Raw genomic sequence first — 20029 nt, 5'->3', positions numbered from 1 at the left:
ACCCGCTACGACAAACGAGCCCACCACTACAAAGCCCTGGTCACCCTCGCCTGCCTCCGACTGTGGCTCCCATGACTTTGCGGACACGCCCTAGCGGGTGCGAGGGTATGAGCGACTGGGCGGGGGAGCTGGCCGCACCGCTGGTGAAGTCCGGTAGGGATGCACCGACCTCGACTCAAGGTCAGCCGCCCGGGGCAGAACGTAGGCGCCGATGCCCTCGCTGCGCAGCCAGGTGTCACGATCTCTGGCGAGCCCCGAGCCTGGGCTCATGTGCAACAAGCGCTCCACGTCATGGGGCACCGCGCTGACGACGGCGGGAGCGGGCGCCTGGGGTCAGACGTCCCGTCGAGACCGAAAAAGAGGCATCCACACTATGGAAAACACCTGGTGGCGATGGTGCAAGGCGCCCTCATGGAGATCATTTCAGACGGACACCTGAATCGCCGACGACCGTAAAAAAACTCTGGGCCACGGTTGCGTAGGCCAAGCCAGCCGCCTCATCGAACACATCGACGTTGACAATGACGTAAGCGGGCATGGGACTCCCCGTTCCGTTGGACACGACTTGTACTGATGTCACGGTAGAAACTATTGACCATCGGTCTCAGAGGCTGAGGGGGGCGGTTCTCCGGGGAGCCGCACGCCGGGGCGAGGACACGGGCGACCGACTCGGGCACGGGGCATGGGCTTACCGGCCCGGCCGCGCACAAGCCGCAGACAGTGACGATGATGCTGGGACCCGTGACGGTGTCGACGAGGATGTCGCGCAGGTCGAGGGTCGAGCCGCAGTCACAGCGGTCGCCGTCAGCCATGCTCGACTCCGGCGATGCCGACAGCGAGGACGAATGCCAGGGTGGCGAGGCACGTCAGATAGGTCACGACGAGGCGGGTGCGACGCTGCTCAGGCATGACGGGCCCCGGTGAGAGCCTCGCGGGCGCGCTGGTCGGACTCGTCGAAGGTAGTGGCCGAGTAGCCGCCGGCTCGCGCGATGCGCTGCTGGAGGGCGATGCGGTGCTCGACGGCGTGAGCGAGGCGGCCCCAGTTGTGAACCAGGCAGATCACTTCACGCCTCCCTGCCTCAGCGCGCATGGCTTCGAGGAGCGAGTCCAGTTGGGGTCGGTCCTGGCCGAGCGCAGCATCGCCAAGGTCGAGCCATCGGCCGCGGAGCACCCAGCCGTGGCGCGCGGCGTACACGTGGCAGCCAGCGAGCCGCATGTCCAGATACTGATGGGAGCGGGTGGCACACCGGTCGTAGATGAATGCCAGGGGTGCCCGTTCAACGCTCACCGCGTCTGCTCCCGCTCTTTGTGATCGTCGAGGAGCCACTGGCAGTCACGGGCGAGCTGCTGAACTTGGAAGTGTGATGCCAGCGGGGCGTCACTGATGCCTTGCTTGACTTGTCGCTCGATGCCGTCGAGGCGCACGATTCGTCGGTGCCACTCGGGGCTGCCGCGCCAGATGCGGCCAGCCGCATCGCGGGCTTCGGGGAGCAGTAAGCCGATGTGGCCGCGTAGTTCCTCCTCTAGCTCACCGAGCTGCACGAGGTCCAAGCGACCGACATTCACGCGCAGCGCCCTGCTGATCGTTTCGTCGATGGTGACCACGTCGATCGGGAGCGTCTCTCGTGCGACGTTGACCGGCACCTGTTGCGCCAGATCCAGCGTGGTAGCGGGCGGCCTGTCCATGTCCAAACTCCAATCTCGTCGGTATGGACAAAGCGTGCTCCCAGCGCGGCAAGTCAGGAATGACCAACAAGGGTTACCGAGGCGGTAATAGACTTGCTTCCGGTGCAGCACGACGACCAATCGTGCCTAGGATCATTCGGGAAGGGGGCCCTATGGACACCCCCGCCAATCGGCTCGGCTCCGACGTGCTGGCGCGTGACGACCTACGCAAGGCACTCGACGAGCACGACTTTGCCGCCGCCTTCACTCTGATCAAGAAGTGGGCCGGCCTTAGTCAAAACAAGATCGCCACAGCATGTGATCTGACCCCCGGCAAAGTCTCCAACATTATTTCCGGGCAGCACCAGATCACGTCCATGGCCGTCATCCGCCGCATCGCGGACGGCCTCGGTATTCCCGGTGCGCTGCTCGGTCTTGCCCCCCGCTCATGGGAGAGCCTGGAACAGGAGACCGCCCCTCCCCCGAAAGAGGAACGCCAGCCCTCCGAGGAGGTGCCGTGGCGTCCCGATGCCACAGTCGGTCTAGCCGACCACCTGACGAGGAGCGATCTCGTGCTGAACCGCCGCGACGCCACACGCGCCCTGTCTGCCGCAGCCGTTACTGGCGCCGCACTGCTCGACACTCTTGAGGGCTGGCTTCAACCTGCAAGCGCGGACAGTAGATTCCGCCGCCGCGGGCGGCTGGGAACGCGGGACCTCGACGATCTGGAGAGCACCGCGCGTACCTTCCGCGCGTGGGATCGCCAGTACGGCGGGGGCCTCCGCCGAAAGGCTGTGCTGGGACAGCTCAACGAGGTGGCATCCGCCCTCAACGAGCGCCAGACCGTGCCTATCGAGCGACGTCTGTACGGGGTGATGGCTCAACTCGCCGGCACAGCCGCCACGATGGCATGGGACGCCGGACAGCAGCGACGGGCGCAGGACTACTACCTCGTAGCCCTAAGGTCCGCTCACGCAGCCGGAGACACCGCCTTCGGCGCCAACGTGCTCGCCGGAATGGCGCGGCAGATGCTCTATGTCGACCATCACCATGACGCGCTCGAACTGGTACGTCTCGCACAGGACAGCGTCCGTGACACCGCGGGACCGCGCCTGCGCGCGATGCTCCACACCCGCGAGGCATGGGCATACGCCGCGATGGGACGACACGCCGCCTTTCGCCGTGCCAGTGGGCAGGCCGGCGATGCATTGTCCGCCGCCGAGCAGGACGAGCCGTACTGGATCAGCTACTTCGACACCGCCGAACTCGCCGGCGTCACCGGCGGTCGGCTCCTCGACCTCGCGCGTCAGGATCCCCGCCAACACGCGGACACCGCGGCAAAGCAGATCCGAACGGCCCTTGACCAACGCGGTCCGGAGGCCAGCCGGAGCCACGCGCTCGACTGGATCGGACTCGCCGAGTGTCATTTCCTGATGGGCGATGTCACCGGGGCGGTCGAAAGCACCCATCACGCCGTTGATGCCGCCGCTCGTACTCAGTCGGGCCGGGTGCGCACGCAGCTTGCGCAGCTCTACCCGTATACGGTCGGCAGGGACGTCCCCGGCCCCCTGCGCGAGGTCCGGGACCAGATCCGCGAGCGGCTGGCAACGTAGGGAGACACAGCGAGTATGACCACCATCGCCGTTACCGGGCACATGGACATCACCGAAAGCACCGTGCCCCTGGTAGAGGAGGCACTGCGAACCCTGTTGCGCGAGCACCAAGCAGGCGAGTTGACCGGGGTCACCTGCCTGGCACGCGGTTCCGACACTCTGTTCGCCGAGGCAGTAGTCGAGGCTGGCGGGGGCCTGGTCGTCATCCTGCCTTCGCGGGACTACCAACAGGCGAAGGTCAAGCCCGATCACGCCCCTGCGTTCAAGCGTCTGGCCGGCATCGCGGACGTGGTGACCATGCCGTACGACACCGCGAATCGCGACGCGTACGAAGCAGCCAACGGTGAGCTATTGAAGCGGGCCGACCGGCTCGTAGCGGTGTGGGACGGCATGCCATCTACCGGAAAAGGTGGGACGGCTGACACTGTTGAGCAGGCGCGGCAGGCCGGGCTTCCTGTCGATGTTGTGTGGCCGACGGGGGCCGAGCGCGGCGCCTAGGAGCGGCATCGGTCCGATGTGAGAATCGCCGGCGTACTTGTGGTGGGCGTGGGTTCGGGGGCGACGGGGCGCCGTCATGTCGGCACACGAGCGCGTCCGGGTCGCTCGCTGGCGATTGTATGAGCACCCGTCGGTGCACGTCTCTCCGTAGCGGCCATGGGCTCCGTCCCGTCCGTCCCCGCTGTCCGCACCGGGCGGGCCCGGGGGGCCGGCCGGGCCTGTCGGTCCCGGTACGACGGAGGCCGTGAGATGCCAACCACGGAAGACAAACAGCGCACAGTCACCTACGGGGACCTCGCTGCAGTGGAGACAGCTGCCGGTCAGCCGGAGGATGCATGCCGGTACGCCTGCCTCGCCCTCGACCAGCTGGAGATCACCTGGTACGCCACGGGCATGGAACGGGTCCGGGAGGTGCGCCGAGCACTCGCCCCAAACCAACACGAGCAATGCGTGCGCGACCTGGACGAGCGGCTTTACGGATGGGCAACGACGGTCAGCGCGCTCGCTCGTTGACCTGGTGATCGCCTCCGGCAACAGCGCGTGCTGGGATGGCGGGATGACGCCGAGACGGAGCTGGCGTTCATGGCCCGTTTCGTCACCGATCAAGGGCATCATGTCTACGAAGGGGATGCCCGGTTCTTGATGCCGTTCTGCGAGCAGTACCACGTGGGCGAGGATCTGGCGTTCACGCAGGACGAGTGGGGCCGCCTGCCGGGCTGGACCAGCTTCCGGGGCGCGGACCGGGAAGACTTCAACGCTCACCTCGGGGCCGCTGTCGACCAGTTCACCCAGCTGCTCGGGCCCCCCGCGCTGGACATCGTTGTGGAAGAGGCAGATGTGTCTGGTGGGCGGCGTTACGTAGCCTGGCGCTGTGCCGGCAATGCACTCGTCGTCGGGCAGGGGCCGGAGCCCCTCTGCTTCTTCGGCGGCGAGGAAGGGCGTGTATGCATCGGCCCGCTGGGCTCGGACGAGCGGTTCCCGCCTGGGGCCGAGCTGGGCGCCTTCCTGCAGTTCTGACATAGCGCCGAAACCCGGCGCGAAGGTCCTTAACGCGCTCGACCCTCTGCGCACCGAGACAGGCCACAAGTGAAGGCCGCCATGCGACTGTCGCCAGCGGCCGGGCGAGGGCGTGAGCCGCGCTGCTGGTCCCTTCATGTCCTTGGGCGTCGTGGCCGATGGCCGATGACGAGCGCACGAGTGGTGGCCGAGGCGTACCGGCCACCGGTCCTGGCCGATTTGCTGCGGCGCTGTGATGGCCGTTTCCGGCACACAGCGGATACGTCCTGCTCACCGGCGGGGATCCGGGTGGGTAAGCCTTCGGGTATCCGCTGTGAGGCGATCTGGCTCGGGGTGTCCGGGACGGAAGCAAGGCCGGGTATGGGCGTTAAGGAAGCAGGCTCGCTGGAGCGGTGCCAGAGGTCATCCTGGCCGATCCACAGCTGTCCGACCGATGGATGCTCCCGCGGCCAGGCCTCGGTCATGGCGCGGGGCCGCTGGCACGCGGTCTACCGCAGTTACTTCGTCGTGCGTCACCATGTGGCCTGACGAACCGTTGAGGAGGGGGCCGTTGTGGGCAAGCACGAGAAGCCACCGCCGGAACCATCGCAGGGGAAGCCTCCGCCCGGGAACTCAGACGGGCAGGTGCCGCCTCCGCCTCCGTCCGACGGCAAGCACAAAAAGTAGAGAGTAGTGGGAATCGGTGTCCGAGTTCGTTGAGCAGCGTCGGCGCCTGACAGCCGAGATGGAGCGGCGAGGTGCGTGGCCTGCCCGTTCTCCGTGGGTCCGCCAGGCTGCTGAGGCGCTTCCGCGGCACAAGTTCGCCCCAGAGAGGCTCTGGCGCTGGGACGGTCACGCCTATGTGCCAGTAGACCGGAGAACGGACCTGGAAGGTTGGGCCATCGAGGTCTATGGAGGACCGGACGCACCTGCGGTCACCCAGGTCACCGACGGCTTGCCGTCCTCGAGTCTGTCGTGTGAAGCCGTTGTAGTGGACATGCTCGACTCCCTCTTGCTGGAGCCTGGCCATCGTGCGCTGGAGCTGGGCACCGGCACCGGCCGCAACGCAGGCCTGATGGCCTGGCGTGCAGGGCCAGGGCGAGTTACCAGCATCGAAGTGGACGCCGAGATGTCTGCGGCGGCGCAGCAACGGCTGGTCGCGGTGGGCGCCCAGGTGGTGGTGGAGGTCGGCGACGGCGCCGCGGGCTGGACGCCAGGAGCGCCGTACGACCGCGTGCTTTCTACGTATGCGGTCGATCGCATCCCGTGGTCATGGGTGACCCAGACGCGGCCGGGCGGCCGCATCGTTGCTCCCTGGGGCCCCTTGGGGCATGTGGCACTCACCGTCGCCGAGGACGGCCGGTCCGCGACTGGGTGGGTACAGGGCTTGGCACAGTTCATGCCTGCTCGTGGCACCGAGGCAGGCCGGGACTTCGGCCAAGTGCGCGGGACGGGACCGGCGGACCACGAGCGGCCGGTGTTGCGGGACCTTGAGCCGCTGCGCGACGACTGGCACCTGCGATTCGCGCTGCGCGTCGCGCTGCCAGAGCTTCAGGTTACGGCGGCGGTGGACGACGATGGCCTGAACGCCTGGCTCCACGACGGTGTGACGTCCTGGGCGACGCTGTCAGCTCAAGGGGACGGCAAGACCGTCGCGCACCAAGGGGGGCCGCGCCGTCTCGCCGACGAGCTGGAGCAGGCATGGGACGTGTGGCTGGCTGAGAACAAGCCGCAGCTGTACGACTACGGCATGACTGTCACGGAAGATCAGCAGTACGTGTGGGTAAGGGACGGCGCTACAGGCCACGGTGGCGGCTGGAGCGCACTCCGCCGGCCACGGTGCCAGGGTCGCTGACCCCTGACGCTCCTCCCGCACGGCTTGGACGCTCTGCTCCAGCGTGGCCATGAGGGTGCGGAGAGCACTTGATCTCCGATCGAAGAATGCGGACGTTCGCCGGTTCACCTCCGCTCGCGCGGAGACCGCAAACCGGCGAGAATGACGTGCACCATGTTCGTCGGTTCACCTCCGCTCGCGCGGAGACCGCTTGCGGTGGGCGCGGTATGCGGCGAGGGCCGACGGTTCACCTCCGCTCGCGCGGAGACCGCCCTTTGCGACCTGGGGTGTCAGGAGCGTTTTGCGTTTTCTTGACTCAAGGAACAGGGGCTGCGCACCTGTGTGAATCTACCCGGGAAAGTTCGCTGTCGAGCGGCCCCCGGTAGGGCAAGAACCACCGGGGGGCGACGATCAGCGGAGTTTCGGCCGGCGGCTAGATGTAACAGGCCGCATTCAGCTCGCGCATCAGTCAGCCTCCCCACGCGGAGAGTTCCGTCAGTGCCTGGGACCCCGGCTCACCTCCGCTCGCACGAAAAGCCCACCGCGACCTCGGCCACCGGTTCACCTCCGCCCTGCGCGGAGAGCACGCGCTCTTCGTCCACACCTGCACCGGGTCGTCCGGTTCACCTCCGCCTGCGCGGAGAGGCCGGTGCGTACGATGCCGCTGTACATAGGGCCTCCGGTTCACCTCCGCCTGCGCGGAGAGGCCCAGCGCCCGTACTGCGCCTCGGTCAGCCACCGCGGTTCACCTCCGCCTGCGCGGAGAGGACCCCTTCGCGACCTGCGGCGTTAGGGGCGGTTTGCGTATTCTTGTCTCAAGGAACTGAGGCTGCGCACCTGTGTAAATCTACTCGGGCAAGCTCGCTGCCGAGCGGGTTTCGTAGGCAAGGAGAACGGGGGCGGCCGTCAAAGTTCCGGCCGCCGACGGGCTAGATGGCAGCGGCGCCACGCGCAGAGCTCCGTCAGGCCTGGCGGGCCTTCGGTACGCCTCCGCTGCACGTAAAGCGCCCTCGGCAGTCTTTTCCTTGTCGCTACGCCACAGCCACGCCGGGTGTGCTGGCTGGTGGGCCGGGAAGCGCGGACTGACGGACTTACTGTCGGCTTCGCTGGGAGCCAATGCGAGGCCGCAACCCGTACCGGACCTTGGCTACGCCTTGTCTTGCGCTCCATAGCCGCGCACCCGATCGCATGAGCGTCCAGCCGCTGCCCTCGTACGGCATGAGTTCGCCGACGCTGAGCTGTCCCAGAAGATGGGTTAGCTCGCCTGCCATCCGTAGGTCATGCTCACGCTCGCGTTCGTCCGCGCTTGCGTACCCGTCGGCGCGAGCGGCGAACTCCTCGTAGGTCAGCTCACCGAGGCGACGCCGGTGTGCGAGCAACGCCTCACTTTCGACGTACGCGTCGGAGTACTCCTTGCCGAAGCTGCGTCCGTACTCGCGCACCCTCTGACGCTCTGCCTCAAGAATCTCGGGACTGATCTGCCGCTGCCGGAATGAGGCGATCTCGTCGGCGCGAGACAGGAGCCAGCTCAGAGGGGATGGGCACAGGAAGATCCCGAGTCGCTCGTATCCTTGCCATTGGCAGTGCGTGTATCCGACGGCTTGTGCAACCCACCCGTAGCGTTCGCCAGTGCTTGTGTTTGGGCCAAGGTTCTTGGACTCGATGCCGAAGGCGGGGTCGGCATCTTGCCAATTCTCCGGATCACGGGGCCTGAGCACTGCGTCTATTCGAGTCCTTTCGCCGGTCCAATAGCGCCCCGACACCTGCTCCTCAATGTGGAACCACTGATTCATCTCGTTGAGGACGAACGCGGCAAGTGCCTTCTCGTCAGGGAACTCGCCGGGTTTTGGCAGCAACGCCTTCTGTCCGTAGTGCACTTGACCGACTGTACGGCGACACGGCACCGAGCGGGTATGGGACGGTGCCCACCGGCTCACCTCCGCTCGCGCGGAGAGCACGGCGCCGGCCAACCTCGGCGCCCTACAGGCTGGCCATGGCCAAGGTGGTGACCAGCTGCCCGGCCTCAAGGTGGTGGGTGAGGTCGAGGCCGCTGTCGATCATGGTGAGGACGGCGTGATGCCGGGCGGCGGGGACGGCGGCGATCTGGTTGCCGTCGCGGTTGACCCTGATGGTCGCCGGCTTTTTGCCTGGGTGGGTCAGGGTGACCGGCCCGTCTCCGGTGCCCGGGCCTACCCGTGCAAGAGGGATGGTCACGGGGCGGCCTCGCAGCAGTTCGTTGAGCGGGTTGGCCGGCTTGCTCACGTAGTCGAGGAGGTCCTCGACCTCGTACGTGTTGGCCTTGTACGCGGTGATCCAGCCGTCGATCTGCTGATCGGCGAGCCAGGTGCGGAGCTCGCCGGAACTGATGCGGGCATCTGCCGCGGCGCGGCCGATCTGGTGGGCCAGGCGGCGGGAGGTGATGCCGGAGGTGAGCAGGGTGATCGCCTGCTCGGTATCGACGCCGTGCCGGATGTGCCAGGCCGTGTGTGCGAACAGGCGGGGCGTGGTGGGGGTCAGCAGGGGGTGGGTATTGACGAGGTTGACCAAGGCGCCGGCTGTCCAGCTGATCGCGTGCTCGAAGGCCTTGCTGATGCTGTGCACGGCCTGCTCCAGCGGCCGGGGATCGGCTGGCAAGCTGTCAGGCATCCAGGTGCGGGCCAGTTCCGGGATGGAGGTGCCGGAGATCCAGTCCCGGATCGCGCCGCTGATCGGCACGTCGGCGGCGAAGCCCCCGTTGCGTGTCCCGGTGAACTTCCAGCACCCGAAGGTCTCGGGCATCACCAGAAGGCTCTCGAAGACGTCTTGCTCGGATAGGAAGCTCAGGGTCTGCTCCAGCGGCCATTCGGGCGGCCCCAAGAAGACACTGATCTCGTCCAGGGTGTCTGCGGGGACCGCTTGGGCGACCAGCTGCTCCGCGAGGCGCTGGGCGATGCTGTCGAGGAAGCGCGCGGATCCGATGCTGGTACCGGTGCTGGCCCAGCGACGCGCGGAGCCGGGGTCGGTGGTGTCGTAGACCATGGCGACCTTCTCCGCGAGCGCCATCCAGCGGGCCGGGACCGACTCGTCATCGGCCTGTTCCATCGCGAGCAGTGATCGCACCGGGTCCAGCCGGTAGCCGGGTGCGTGGAGGGTCTCGGCATGGGTCTGCAGGACGAGCCACACGAACGCGGCGAAGTCGGCCGCGACAGTCCCCAACACGCCGAACAGGTTGTCGAGGGAGTGCTGCAGCTCCCGCTCAGCAAGTGCAAGGGCCCACAGCGCTTCCTCGCTGAGCAGTTCGGAAGTGACGGTGAGCTGCTCGGTGTCGGGGGTGAGTGTCTCGAACTCCGCTGGCCGGGGCGGGTAGGGGCGGGTGAGGATGACCCACCCCTCGCTCTCACGCCCCGCCCGGCCGGCCCGGCCGATGGCGTTCAACAGCTCCGCAGGACTGAGGCTGCGCTGGTTCCCGCGCGTGTGATCACCCTCGACCGTGTGACTGATGATGACAGTGCGTACCGGAAGGTTGACGCCGTCAGTGAGGGTGGTGGTGCTGGCGATGGCCAGCAGGTCCCCGTCGCGAAGCCCTTGTTCGACGGCGTGGAGGACGTCGTCGGGAAGGTCACCGTGGTGGAAGGCGACGCCGTGGCGGGTGCAGTCGACCAGGGGGTGCTGCTCGCCGAGGGTCTCGGCCAGGAACTCGGTGAGCGCCGCCGCCTCGGGGCGGACATCCAACCGCTTGGCCATGGCGTACGCGGCGTTCCTGGCGATGACTTTGCTGGCGACGACCATCAGGACGCTGCCCGCACGGGTCAGGGCAGCGGCGCCGGCGGCGAACACCTCGTAGTCCGAGATGCCACCGGTCAGCTTGGTGTCCTTGTTCCACTGCCAGGCGTTGGGGGAGGCGTACGCCCTGGTGCCGACGCCGGGGATGGTCAGACCGAAGGTGCCGCTGGTGGCGGTCGGCCGGACGTCGAGCCGGGAGGCCACCGGCACAGTGGCCCGGGTGGTGGAGGAGTGGTTCTTGCTCGGCTTGCGCCGGGTGCGCTCGGCCTGACCCTTGAGCAGCTGCGGGTACATGAGGCCGTGCAGCCGCCGGGGGCCGCGCCAGTCGTCGGTGAAATAGATCTCCTCCGCCGGCCGCGTCGGGTCCAGCCACGAAGCCAGGGCAGCCCGGTTGCCGACAGCGGCGGACAGCAGCACCAGCCGGATGTCGGGGCGGGTTCGCAGGAGGGCGAGCAGGCTCTCTAGCACGAAGCCGCGCCGTCCTTGCGTGAGGTGGTGGGCCTCGTCGACGACGATGAGGCTGACGTCGTCCAGCGCTCCGCCTGGGTTGTTGCGGATAATGTGCATGAGCCGTTCCGGGGTCACAACGTCCACGTCCCCGACGAGGGACCCGCTGCCGTCGGCGAGCGGGAAGTCCGGTTGCTCGGCGACGAGCTTGCGTTCCATCAGCCGCAGCCGGCCGCGCAGCGCGGCCCGCATCTCCCGGCCGAGGCTGCGCATCGGCGACACGTAGACCACGCGGCCGGGCTTCTGTGCCAGGTGGGAGCAGATGACCAGCTGGGCCATCAGCGTCTTGCCTGCGCTGGTGGGCACGCTGATCAGGCTCCGGCCGGTGCCGGGGGCGACCGGGTTGCCCCGCTCCAGGTTCAGCAACTGGCGCTGCGGGCGCCACAGGGTCATAACCGGCGGGTGGGACACCGTGAAGGTCCGGGCAACCGCATCCGGCGTCCCCTCCGGAAGCAGCGTGTACAGGCTGCTGGCGGCCATCTCGCCGCTCAGACCGAGAAGGTGGGCCGCGACCCACCGGGCGGTCGGGTCACCGCGGCCGGCGCGCCCGTCCAGCACGCTGCCCAGCAGGTCCTGTGCGTCGTGTAGACGGTCCAGATCGCCGAACGAGAGGAACAGGCGGAGGAGGTGGACCGCTTCGACGACGGCTTCGGCGGGTCCGTACATGGTGCCCGCCAGCGGTTCGTCGTTCATCAGCGTGCGCAACTCCGCGAACTGGCGGCGCCAGGCGGACAGGGCCCGGTTCAGGTCAGGCCGGTCGAATGCCAGGAACACGACGCCGGCCTCCAGGGCCAGGGTGTCGAGGTGCGCCGGGAGCGAGGAGGTGAAGTGCACCAGGTTCTTGACCTGGCGGTAGACGGCGGTGGCGTTGGGCTCTTGCTCGCACCTGCGGTACCCGGCCTGGGCGGCGAAGGCGATCCTCAGCCGCTCGGTGGGGGAGTGTCGCTCGTCGGCCAGGGCTAGGTCCATCACGTGCGCGCTGACCGCGAGGGCCTGCCGGATCCGCATCGGGTCGAACCCGGGCGTCTCGGGCTCGACCGCGGCCAGTCCGTGCAGGAGCCACGCCGTCGCCAGCACGTCGTCCGGGATCTCTTGGTCCCTGCCGAAGGCGGCGATCTCCAGTTGGGTCATGGCCGCCAGCAGTTCCTGCGCCGAGGGCAGGACCCCACCGGGGCGGTATTCGCCGAGGGCGGTCGCGAGTACAGCCGGATCTAGAGTGCGGTCCACACGTACTCCCTCACCTCATGGGCGAAGCCCTCGAGGTTGTCGATCGCCACCACCAGGCCCTGCAGCGCGCCGGGGTGCCTGTGGGTGGTGAAGTGCTCGTGCGCGAGGTGGAAGGCCTTCGTCGGGATCGCCGTGGTGTTCAGCGCGACGCTAACACCGCCGCCGGCCGACTCCTCCTCATCGACCCACTGCTCGGCCAGACTGCCCACGAACTCCCGGGTGTCGTCAGCGAGCAGCTTGTCGCCCCAGGAGAGCATTCCCAGGTAGGTCGCACCCTTGGTGCTGAGCTGCGTCCAGCCCTTGCGGATCGCCCCCTCCGGCCGGTTCACCTTCCCGGTGTACTTCTTCATCTCCCACAGACGGAAGGAGAAGCCCCGGGCCGTACCGCCTTCCCGGTAGACGATGAGTCCGTCGCCCCCTCCGTCGTTAACGGCGGCCTTCGGCGGTCCGAGGATCTCCACGGCGCGCGCTGGATCCTCGGGTAAGTCGCGGGTCAGGAGGTACCAGAGCCACTCGCCCACGTACCCGGCCAGCCCGTGGTTGCCCTCCTTCTTCGCGGCTGCCGCTTCGAAGACAGGCTCCGCGAAGGCCTTCACCAGGACGTGATCCGTCCCGGTCAGCTTCGCCCCGTTCAAGGTGGCCTCGCGCCACTTTCCGTAGGTCCGTGCGCGCCCGCCGGTGCGTTCCCGCATGATCTCGTCGGCGACGATCCACCCGGCGGCCGCCCGGTCCTCGGGGCTGCCGCTGAGGGTCACGACGAGCTCCCAGCGGCACGTCTGGTCGACTCCTCGGGGCTCCCGTCGTACCAGGTCGGCCACCCGCCCACCGACGGCCTTCGCTCGGGCCAGCGCCTGCGCGGGCGAAACGTCCGCCACCCGAACCCCCTGCTCGTCCCAGACCACCCGCACCGTACCGGTTGGGTGCAGGGGACCGAGGCAGACCTCGGCAGATCACCCTATCGAGCGGTCCGCGCCGGTCCTGGAGGGGGCCAAGGACGTGTTCGCATGCCTAGTAGTGCTTTGTTAGGACTTCTCGAGGCTAGCCGTCGCGTAGACGATGACCTCGTAGTCGCGCATGTAGTTGGTGTATCCGTGGTGCACGACAGAGTGATCGAAGGTCTCCTCCAGCATCTACTCGAGTACAGCGGGGCGCTGGGCGCCGCTGCCCTCAGAGATCGCCCGGACAAGTCCTAGATGCCAACAGCCGCTTTCAGTTCGCGCATCAGTCAGCCTCCCCACGCGGAGAGTTCCGTCAGTGGCTGGGCCCCGCTCACCTCCGCTCGGGCGGAGACGCGGCGGAGATGTCCGCCGTCTTGTCGAGTGCCGGCTCACCTCCGCTCGCGCGGAGAGCACTCGGCGTGCACCGATCCGTACACGCTTCCGTACCGCGGCTCACCTCCGCCTGCGCGGAGACCACCTCGACGGCTCCTGTGGCGCCGAGGGCTCGGGCGGTTCACCTCCGCTCGTTAGGAGACCACCTCCAACACCGCTTCCACTTTCGCCACGATTACGGTTCACCTCAGCCTGCGCGGAGACCACGAGGTACTGTCCTGGCGATCACTTCGTAGGGCGCCTCGATGGCACTTGGCCCGAGGTCTTGGGAGGGATGGGCAAACAAGTGGACGGTGACCTGCGGCGTGAGGCTGTCGTGGCGCTCGGAGAGCTTGGACAAAGTCACGATTACCGTGACCGGGCGGATGCTGGCCACGGTCTGGCAGGGTTCGCCGAGATGCAGGAGGCGCTCGGTCCGTTGCTGGAGCTTGTGCTCGACCCAGGTGACACCTTCGTCACACGGCGGACCGCGGAAGCCTTGCTTCGGCGACAGGACAAGGCCGGGCTGGCGATAGTCGCCTCCGCACTGGCCGTCGCCAACTCGAATCACAGCGAGTGGATCCACACCGCCATCCTCGATGTATTCAGCATCTTCTCCGAAGACCGGGAAAAGGCGCTACGGCTTTCCGAGGAGATGTCGCGGGACACCGATGCCCGCGTCGCCCTGGGCGCCCGTCAGCTGCACGAGATCCTTACAAAGATCATTCCTGTTCTTCGCCCCGCATAGCGCCGGGCCGACCACTGTCGTGAAGGGGCAAGCGCTCGACGGCAGAAAGGTGTCGTTGAGTGACGGCGAAACGGTGGAGCCGGTCGTACTCGTCCTCGACGAGCCCCCACTCAGGGAGTCCAGCCGGTCGTACTCGTCCTCGACGAGCCCCCACTCAGGGAGTCCATACGAAACCTCCTGCGTAAGTTGGCTGACCTCGACGCCGCGCCACTCAGCAGCGACATGTCTCATGCAACCGTAGAAGTCAGCCACTACTCCGTCGAGATCAATGCCGAGCACAAATGCTCGTTGAGCAGCCACTATGTTCCTCCGGGTCCCCGCGTCCCCGAGGTCAAGTATGTGCCCCAGGTGCCGTTGTTGCGCGTTGGCCCAGCGACGGGCGTTGCTCATGACGCGCACCCGACACGTGCCTCCGTGATCCCTCATGCCTCTATAGCGGCTCGCTTCCGCTAGCGCGGAGAGGACGGCCCAACTGGGCTGGCTTCGATGCCCAGGTCGGTTCACCTCCGCTCGAGCCGGAGAGCACCTCTCTACAAGCCACAGGGCGCCGATCCCATTCAAGCTCGACGCTGTACGGCTCACCTCCGCCTGCGCGGAGACCACGTGCCGCCCTCGCCCTTGATCTGTGTGCGCAACGGCTCGCCTCCGCCTGCGCGGAGACCACACGGACTGGCCGCTGCTGTACGTGTTGGGGTACGGCTCACCTCCGCCTGCGCGGAGAGGACCCCGGAGAGTTCGAGTGGGAGGCTCGCTTCTCCGGCTCACCTCCGCTCGCGCGGAGAGGACTCATGAGGTACAAGATCTGAGCGGTCGACGCGCGGCTCACCTCTGCTCGCGCGGAGAGCACTTGACCTTGATGTTCCGCAGCACAGCCGCGGCCGGCTCACCTCCGCCTGCGCGGAGAGCACGCCCGCAGAGCTTGGCCGAGGAAATCGTTGGGCGGCTCACCTCCGCCTAAGCGGAGAGCACGACCGCTACCGCATCGCCTACCGCGAGCTCCCCGGCTCACCTCCGCCTGCGCGGAGAGCACCTCGCGGCAGAGATCCGAACCTCAGGGCTCGCCGGCTCACCTCCGCTCGCGCGGAGAGGACTCCTCCGGCGCAGGGATTTCGTCGGTCGGCGCCGGTTCACCTCCGCTCGCGCGGAGAAGGCCGTCGAGATCAAGTGCCGCGACAAGATGAAGGCGGTTCACCTCCGCTCGCGCGGAGAGGACTGCCCATCCAAGGTCACCACGATTCTGGCGACCGGTCCACCTCCGCTCGCGCGGAGAGGACGCTCTCGTCATGGTCGCCACCGATGCCGTCTTCGGTTCACCTCCGCTCGCGCGGAGAGGACGGACGGAATCGACATCGTGGACGTAGGCCACACGGTTCACCTCCGCTCGCGCGGAGAGGACGCGAGGAACGCGGCAACCGTCTGGCCGACGGGCGGTTCACCTCCGCTCGCGCGGAGAGGACGAGCCCCCGCAGCCGACCTACGACGGCGACAGCGGTTCACCTCCGCTCGCGCGGAGAGGACCGGAAGCTGGTCATGTTCAGCGTGGGGTCCGGCGGTTCACCTCCGCTCGCGCGGAGAGCACACCGCCGATCATGACCCCGATGATGACCTGTGCGGCTCACCTCCGCCTGCGCGAAGACCATGGCAGCTCGGCGCCCCGCCGCATCCGCCTCGACGGTTCACCTCCGCCTGCGCGGAGAGCACCAACGAGCCCTGCCAATCCCTGTCTGACGGGCCGGCTCACCTCCGCCTGCGCGGAGAGGCCCCCTGCTAGCTCGCGTCCCAGCTGATGAGGATCCCATCCCGCCACCAGCGTCGCGGCAGTCACCGAGATCATCGGCATGCACGCAGGCAGTTGTCGAGTGGGCACCTCCGCTCGCGCGGAGAGCACCGGCGGGCACCGCGCAGGCCGGCCAACGTTGCCGGTTCACCTCCGCTCGCGCGGAGAGCACACGTGGATGACCCGGGCCACCTCGGGGATCCGCGGCTCACCTCCGCTCGCGCGGAGAGCACCGAGCGAGGAGCCGCTCATGGGGCGGGTGTCCCGGTTCACCTCCGCTCGCGCGGAGAGGACTTCATGGCGACGAGGCCGCCGCGGCTCATGCCCGGTTCACCTCCGCTCGCGCGGAGAGCACTAGAACCCCGACTGTGGTCGGTAGACCATCGGCGGCTCACCTCCGCCTGCGCGGAGTACACCAGGGCCAGGAGGCCGACCCGTTCTCCACGTCCGGCTAACCTCCGCCTGCGCGGATAACACGACGGAGAGGGGTCCGAACCCCCGACCTCACCCGGTTCACCTCCGCCTGCGCGGAGAGGACCGGGCCCGCCCCTTGTCGGCGTAAATGATCTCCGGCTCACCTCCGCTTGCGCGGAGAGGACGGGTATGCCGCCGTCTCGTACGTCCCGTCGGCCGGCTCACCTCCGCCTGCGCGGAGAGGCCCCGTTCTCCCGGACCGCCGCACCGTCGGTGACCGGCTCACCTCCGCCTGCGCGGAGAGGACCACCATCAGAACAGCACGGCCCGGACGACCCGCGGCTCACCTCCGCGTGCGCGGAGAGGACTTTGCGACCTGCGGCGTTAGGGGCATTTTGCGTATTCTTGACTCAAGGAACTGAGGCTGCGTACCTGGGAGAATCTACCCGGGCAAGCTCGCTGCCGAACGGGTTCCGTAGGCGAGGACAACGGGGGCGGCCATCAGAGTTCCGGCCGCCGGCGAGTTATATGCCAGCTGCGCCACGCGCAGAGCTCGTCAGTGCCTGGCGCGCCTTCGGTACACCTCCGCTGCACGTAAAGCCCCCTCGCAACACCGGAGTACCCCAGCCGTAGACGATGGCCGAGGTCGCTACACCCTCGGCTTGCGAGGCTTTGTCCACTTGCCGTGTGGCCGGCTTCGTTCCTGGGCCAGCATCGCCGCGTCGAACTCTGCCTTGCTCGTCACGGCTGGCGGTTGAGGTTCGAGCACGGCCATAGACGATCGCCACGGGACAGCCGAGGCCCAGCCGACCAGAGGCATGGTCTCGTCATAGTGGGAGGCGAACTCAGCACTGATGAGGGCCGGCATCTGATAATTGAGACCTCGCACGTGCTCCATGAACGCCGTCGGGACCAGGACGTGGTGCGCTTCCACGTAGTGCGGGAAGTCCTGACGCCAGAGCCAAGCGCCGTCCGTCACCAGCGATGAGCATCCCAGGGAGTGACGGTGCGCGCTTCCGCTGACGACGTCGCGGCCCGCTTCCATGACGTCGATAAGGACGTGACCGGCATCCAGATATGCCACCAGATCCGCCTCATCCGGCTCGCCCGCAGGCCGAATCACATCGTGTATGGATCCGTTCGGCCTGCCGGGAAGACTCTCGAGTTCGTCATAGAACCCCAGCAACCCCAGCACCGCGCCTCCTTCACTCCCACCCCGCCACCAGCGTCGCGGCAGCCACCTAGATCATCGGCACGTAAGCAGGCGTATGTCGAGCGGTTCACCTTCGCCTGCGCGGAGCACGCCTTCCCTGTCGAGAGGAACGCCACCGCCAACGGTTCACCACCGCTCGCGCGGAAAGGACCCGACATCACCACCGTTCGCATGCGCCAGAACCGGCTCACCTCCGCTCGCGCGAAGAGGACTCCTGGCGCCCCTCCCGCTCGCAGGCCAGTGCCAGTTCACCTCCGCTCGCGCGGAGAGGACTTGCCGCTGAGGTAGCGGTACACCGAGTCCGGCGGTTCACCTCCGCCTGCGCGGAGAGCACACGCTGGGCACGCCCAGCTCCTTGGCCAGAAGCGGCTCACCTCCGCCTGCGCGGAGAGCACTGGGTCTCCCAGTACGGGGGAAACCGCCGTACGGTTCACCTCCGCCTGCGCGGAGAGCACGTCAAGCCGTCCTTGACGCCGTCGCGGTACGCCGGCTCACCTCCGCTCGCGCGGAGAGCACTGCTTCTCGTAGGCGAGGATGAACTCCTTGGCCGGTTCACCTCCGCTCGCGCGGAGAGCACCTTCGCGACCTGCGCTGTTAGGAGCGATTTGCCTTTTCTTGACTCAAGGAGCGGGTGTTGTGCACGCCCCTGAAGTTACCGCTGACGCCGGCAATGCGGGGGCTCCGGAGCGGAGCGAGGGTCGAGGCGTATGCGTGCGGCGTAATTCACGCCTGTAGGTGGCGTCCTGGGCGCCCCGCCCGGATCTTCCAGGTACCCAGCACAGTCCTTACGTCCTCCGAGACCCTGTTCTGCTCTGTCTCGTCCGCCCACAAGTAGGCATCGTGCTCGTCCGGGGAGAGTCGTACGGTCGTGGCGACGTTCGCGGTGGCTGCGAAGGTGAACTGGCGGGCACGTTTGCCGGAGCCGGAGGTGTAGTCGAAGTGACCCAGGTAGCTCTCGACGGTGACCAGCTGCAGGCCGGTCTCTTCCTTCACCTCGCGGTGAAGGGCCTCGAGCAGGCCCTCGCCGCGGTCCACGCTGCCCGACGGCAGTTCCCACAGGCCGCCCATGAAGTCGCCGGCGGCACGGCGCATGATCAGTACCCGGCCCTCGGGGTCATGGATGGCGGCGCCCACGACGTACTTGGTGATGCTGTCCCGGTCGGCGGCCGCGATGAGCTCGTTGGTCAGATCCGTCCCGAGGGTGAGGGTCACAGGAGGTCCTTGTGGTTGAGGGCGACTTTGGTGATTGCCGCGGCGTAGGCGTTCGCGAGCGGGAGATCCTGTTCGCGGTGCCACACCGGGAGCTTGATCGTGGTGCCGTGGACCGGACGGGCGGCAGGATAGTCCTCTGCGGCGAATCCGTCGGTTTCAGCGTATGCGGGCAGTAGGGCGCCCGGTCGCTGAAGCAGTGGATGATCTGCCACGGATCGGGTGGAGCCGGGCACGTCGACCTCGCGTGCGCCCTCGGCGTGCCGATGATGCGGCTAACCTCCGCCTGCGCGGAGAGCACGACCGCCGCCTTGTCCGCACCACAGCGCAGGCCGGCTCACCTCCGCCTGCGCGGAGAGCACACGGCCCCTGCAACCCCACCGAGGGCCGGCCCCGGCTCACCTCCGCCTGCGCGGAGAGCACGACGAAGGAGGCGGCGCCTGCCGCCCGGGGCGCGGCTCACCTCCGCCTGCGCGGAGAGCACTACAACACCGTCGGGGACTACGCGGTCAACATCGGCTCACCTCCGCCTGCGCGGAGAGCACTACAACACCGTCGGGGACTACGCGGTCAACATCGGCTCACCTCCGCCTGCGCGGAGAGCACGACGTCACATGGCGCCACCCCGGTATCGCCTACGGCTCACCTCCGCCTGCGCGGAGAGCACATGTCCAACTCCTCGCCAACGACCTCCCCGTCCGGCTCACCTCCGCCTGCGCGGAGAGCACGTCGTGTGCGCCACGCCGAACTGCTCGGTGGCCGGCTCACCTCCGCCTGCGCGGAGAGCACGACGACGCCGCGGACTGGGCTGTCCCCGGCACCGGCTCACCTCCGCCTGCGCGGAGAGCACGGGCTGAACCCACGGGGAGGGCTGCCGCCGTCGGGCTCACCTCCGCCTGCGCGGAGAGCACCCGGCCGTATCAAGCCCCTCGTACCGCACGTCCGGCTCACCTCCGCCTGCGCGGAGAGCACGGCTCCTCGCCCTCATCGCAGCTGGCGTCAACCGGCTCACCTCCGCCTGCGCGGAGAGCACCTCTCCTTGCCCACCTGGATCCGGTAGTGCTCCGGCTCACCTCCGCCTGCGCGGAGAGCACCTGAGCCAACTGGGGCCGGCGTCGACAAGTTCCGGCTCACCTCCGCCTGCGCGGAGAGCACCCACAGGTCGCGTGTCGGTGGCGCCTACGAACATGGCTCACCTCCGCCTGCGCGGAGAGCACCCCTTCGCGACCTGGGGCGTTAGGAGCGGTTTGCGCTTT

At 67.9% G+C, this 20029-nt stretch carries 12 protein-coding genes, 1 pseudogene and 2 CRISPR repeat arrays; of the genes and pseudogenes, 6 read left to right on the top strand and 7 right to left on the bottom strand.

All coding sequences use genetic code 11. The annotated features are described in order from the left end of the window. Positions 1–901: 901 nt before the first annotated feature. Together ACH4FH_RS35870 and ACH4FH_RS35865 are read right to left on the bottom strand one after the other, a co-directional pair. Entirely contained in the window at positions 902–1288 is a 387-nt protein-coding gene (locus tag ACH4FH_RS35870) for a recombinase family protein (RefSeq protein WP_398560159.1), read from the bottom strand. Beyond that, positions 1285–1686: a DUF6415 family natural product biosynthesis protein gene (locus tag ACH4FH_RS35865; protein ID WP_398560158.1), complete on the bottom strand. Its 402-nt coding sequence runs from the start codon at positions 1684–1686 to the stop codon at positions 1285–1287. The genes ACH4FH_RS35870 and ACH4FH_RS35865 overlap by 4 nt, the downstream gene beginning before the upstream one ends. Positions 1687–1838: 152 nt before the next feature. Here ACH4FH_RS35865 and ACH4FH_RS35860 point away from each other — a divergent pair, with 152 nt between their 5' ends. The 5 genes and pseudogenes from ACH4FH_RS35860 (at position 1839) to ACH4FH_RS35840 (ending at position 6627) form a co-directional block, all read left to right on the top strand. Then, a complete protein-coding gene (locus ACH4FH_RS35860; RefSeq protein ID WP_398560157.1) occupies positions 1839–3278 on the top strand; it encodes a helix-turn-helix domain-containing protein in 1440 nt (479 codons plus the stop codon). Between the two features lie 15 nt (positions 3279–3293). Next, positions 3294–3776 (top strand): hypothetical protein, encoded by a 483-nt coding sequence (locus tag ACH4FH_RS35855; protein ID WP_398560156.1) that lies wholly within the window; start codon positions 3294–3296, stop codon positions 3774–3776. Positions 3777–4037: 261 nt separating this feature from the next. Then, positions 4038–4289 (top strand): annotated as a pseudogene (locus tag ACH4FH_RS35850) (transcriptional regulator); the annotation flags it as partial. A 69-nt stretch (positions 4290–4358) separates the two neighbouring features. Continuing rightward, positions 4359–4793, top strand: coding sequence for a hypothetical protein (locus ACH4FH_RS35845; RefSeq protein WP_398560155.1), 435 nt, complete (start codon positions 4359–4361; stop codon positions 4791–4793). A 976-nt stretch (positions 4794–5769) separates the two neighbouring features. Then, positions 5770–6627: a methyltransferase domain-containing protein gene (locus tag ACH4FH_RS35840; RefSeq protein WP_398560161.1), complete on the top strand. Its 858-nt coding sequence runs from the start codon at positions 5770–5772 to the stop codon at positions 6625–6627. A 1070-nt stretch (positions 6628–7697) separates the two neighbouring features. Here the strand turns inward: ACH4FH_RS35840 and ACH4FH_RS35835 are convergent. From ACH4FH_RS35835 to ACH4FH_RS35825, 3 genes are all read right to left on the bottom strand, one after another. Next, positions 7698–8483: a hypothetical protein gene (locus tag ACH4FH_RS35835; RefSeq protein ID WP_398560154.1), complete on the bottom strand. Its 786-nt coding sequence runs from the start codon at positions 8481–8483 to the stop codon at positions 7698–7700. A 103-nt stretch (positions 8484–8586) separates the two neighbouring features. Further along, positions 8587–12102 carry a DEAD/DEAH box helicase gene (locus ACH4FH_RS35830; RefSeq protein WP_398560153.1) on the bottom strand — a complete coding sequence of 1172 codons (3516 nt, stop codon included), beginning with the start codon at positions 12100–12102 and terminating at the stop codon, positions 8587–8589. Further along, on the bottom strand, positions 12087–12977 hold the full coding sequence (locus ACH4FH_RS35825; RefSeq protein ID WP_398560152.1) for a hypothetical protein: 891 nt from the start codon (positions 12975–12977) through the stop codon (positions 12087–12089). The genes ACH4FH_RS35830 and ACH4FH_RS35825 overlap by 16 nt, the downstream gene beginning before the upstream one ends. Positions 12978–13719: 742 nt before the next feature. On the opposite strand from ACH4FH_RS35825, the gene ACH4FH_RS35820 reads away from it, so the two are divergent. After that, the gene (locus tag ACH4FH_RS35820; protein WP_398560151.1) at positions 13720–14160 is read left to right on the top strand and encodes a hypothetical protein; all 441 of its coding nucleotides are present in this window, start codon (positions 13720–13722) and stop codon (positions 14158–14160) included. 436 nt (positions 14161–14596) lie between these two features. Next, positions 14597–15919: direct repeats of the CRISPR family, unit length 29 nt; unit sequence CGGTTCACCTCCGCTCGCGCGGAGAGGAC. A gap of 1081 nt (positions 15920–17000) precedes the next feature. Here the strand turns inward: ACH4FH_RS35820 and ACH4FH_RS35815 are convergent. Together ACH4FH_RS35815 and ACH4FH_RS35810 are read right to left on the bottom strand one after the other, a co-directional pair. Continuing rightward, entirely contained in the window at positions 17001–17546 is a 546-nt protein-coding gene (locus ACH4FH_RS35815) for a hypothetical protein (protein WP_398560150.1), read from the bottom strand. Between the two features lie 741 nt (positions 17547–18287). Then, positions 18288–18776, bottom strand: a complete 489-nt coding sequence (locus ACH4FH_RS35810; protein ID WP_398560149.1) for an NUDIX hydrolase — start codon at positions 18774–18776, stop codon at positions 18288–18290. Positions 18777–19045: 269 nt separating this feature from the next. Further along, a CRISPR array of direct repeats spans positions 19046–19990; the repeat unit is 28 nt; unit sequence GGCTCACCTCCGCCTGCGCGGAGAGCAC. Between the last annotated feature and the right edge of the window lie 39 nt (positions 19991–20029).

The organism is Streptomyces sp. NPDC017993 (assembly GCF_044328065.1).
GTDB lineage: Bacteria > Actinomycetota > Actinomycetes > Streptomycetales > Streptomycetaceae > Streptomyces.
The sequence above is the reverse complement of the archived record's forward strand: the minus strand, read 5'-3'. Positions and strand labels throughout refer to the sequence as shown.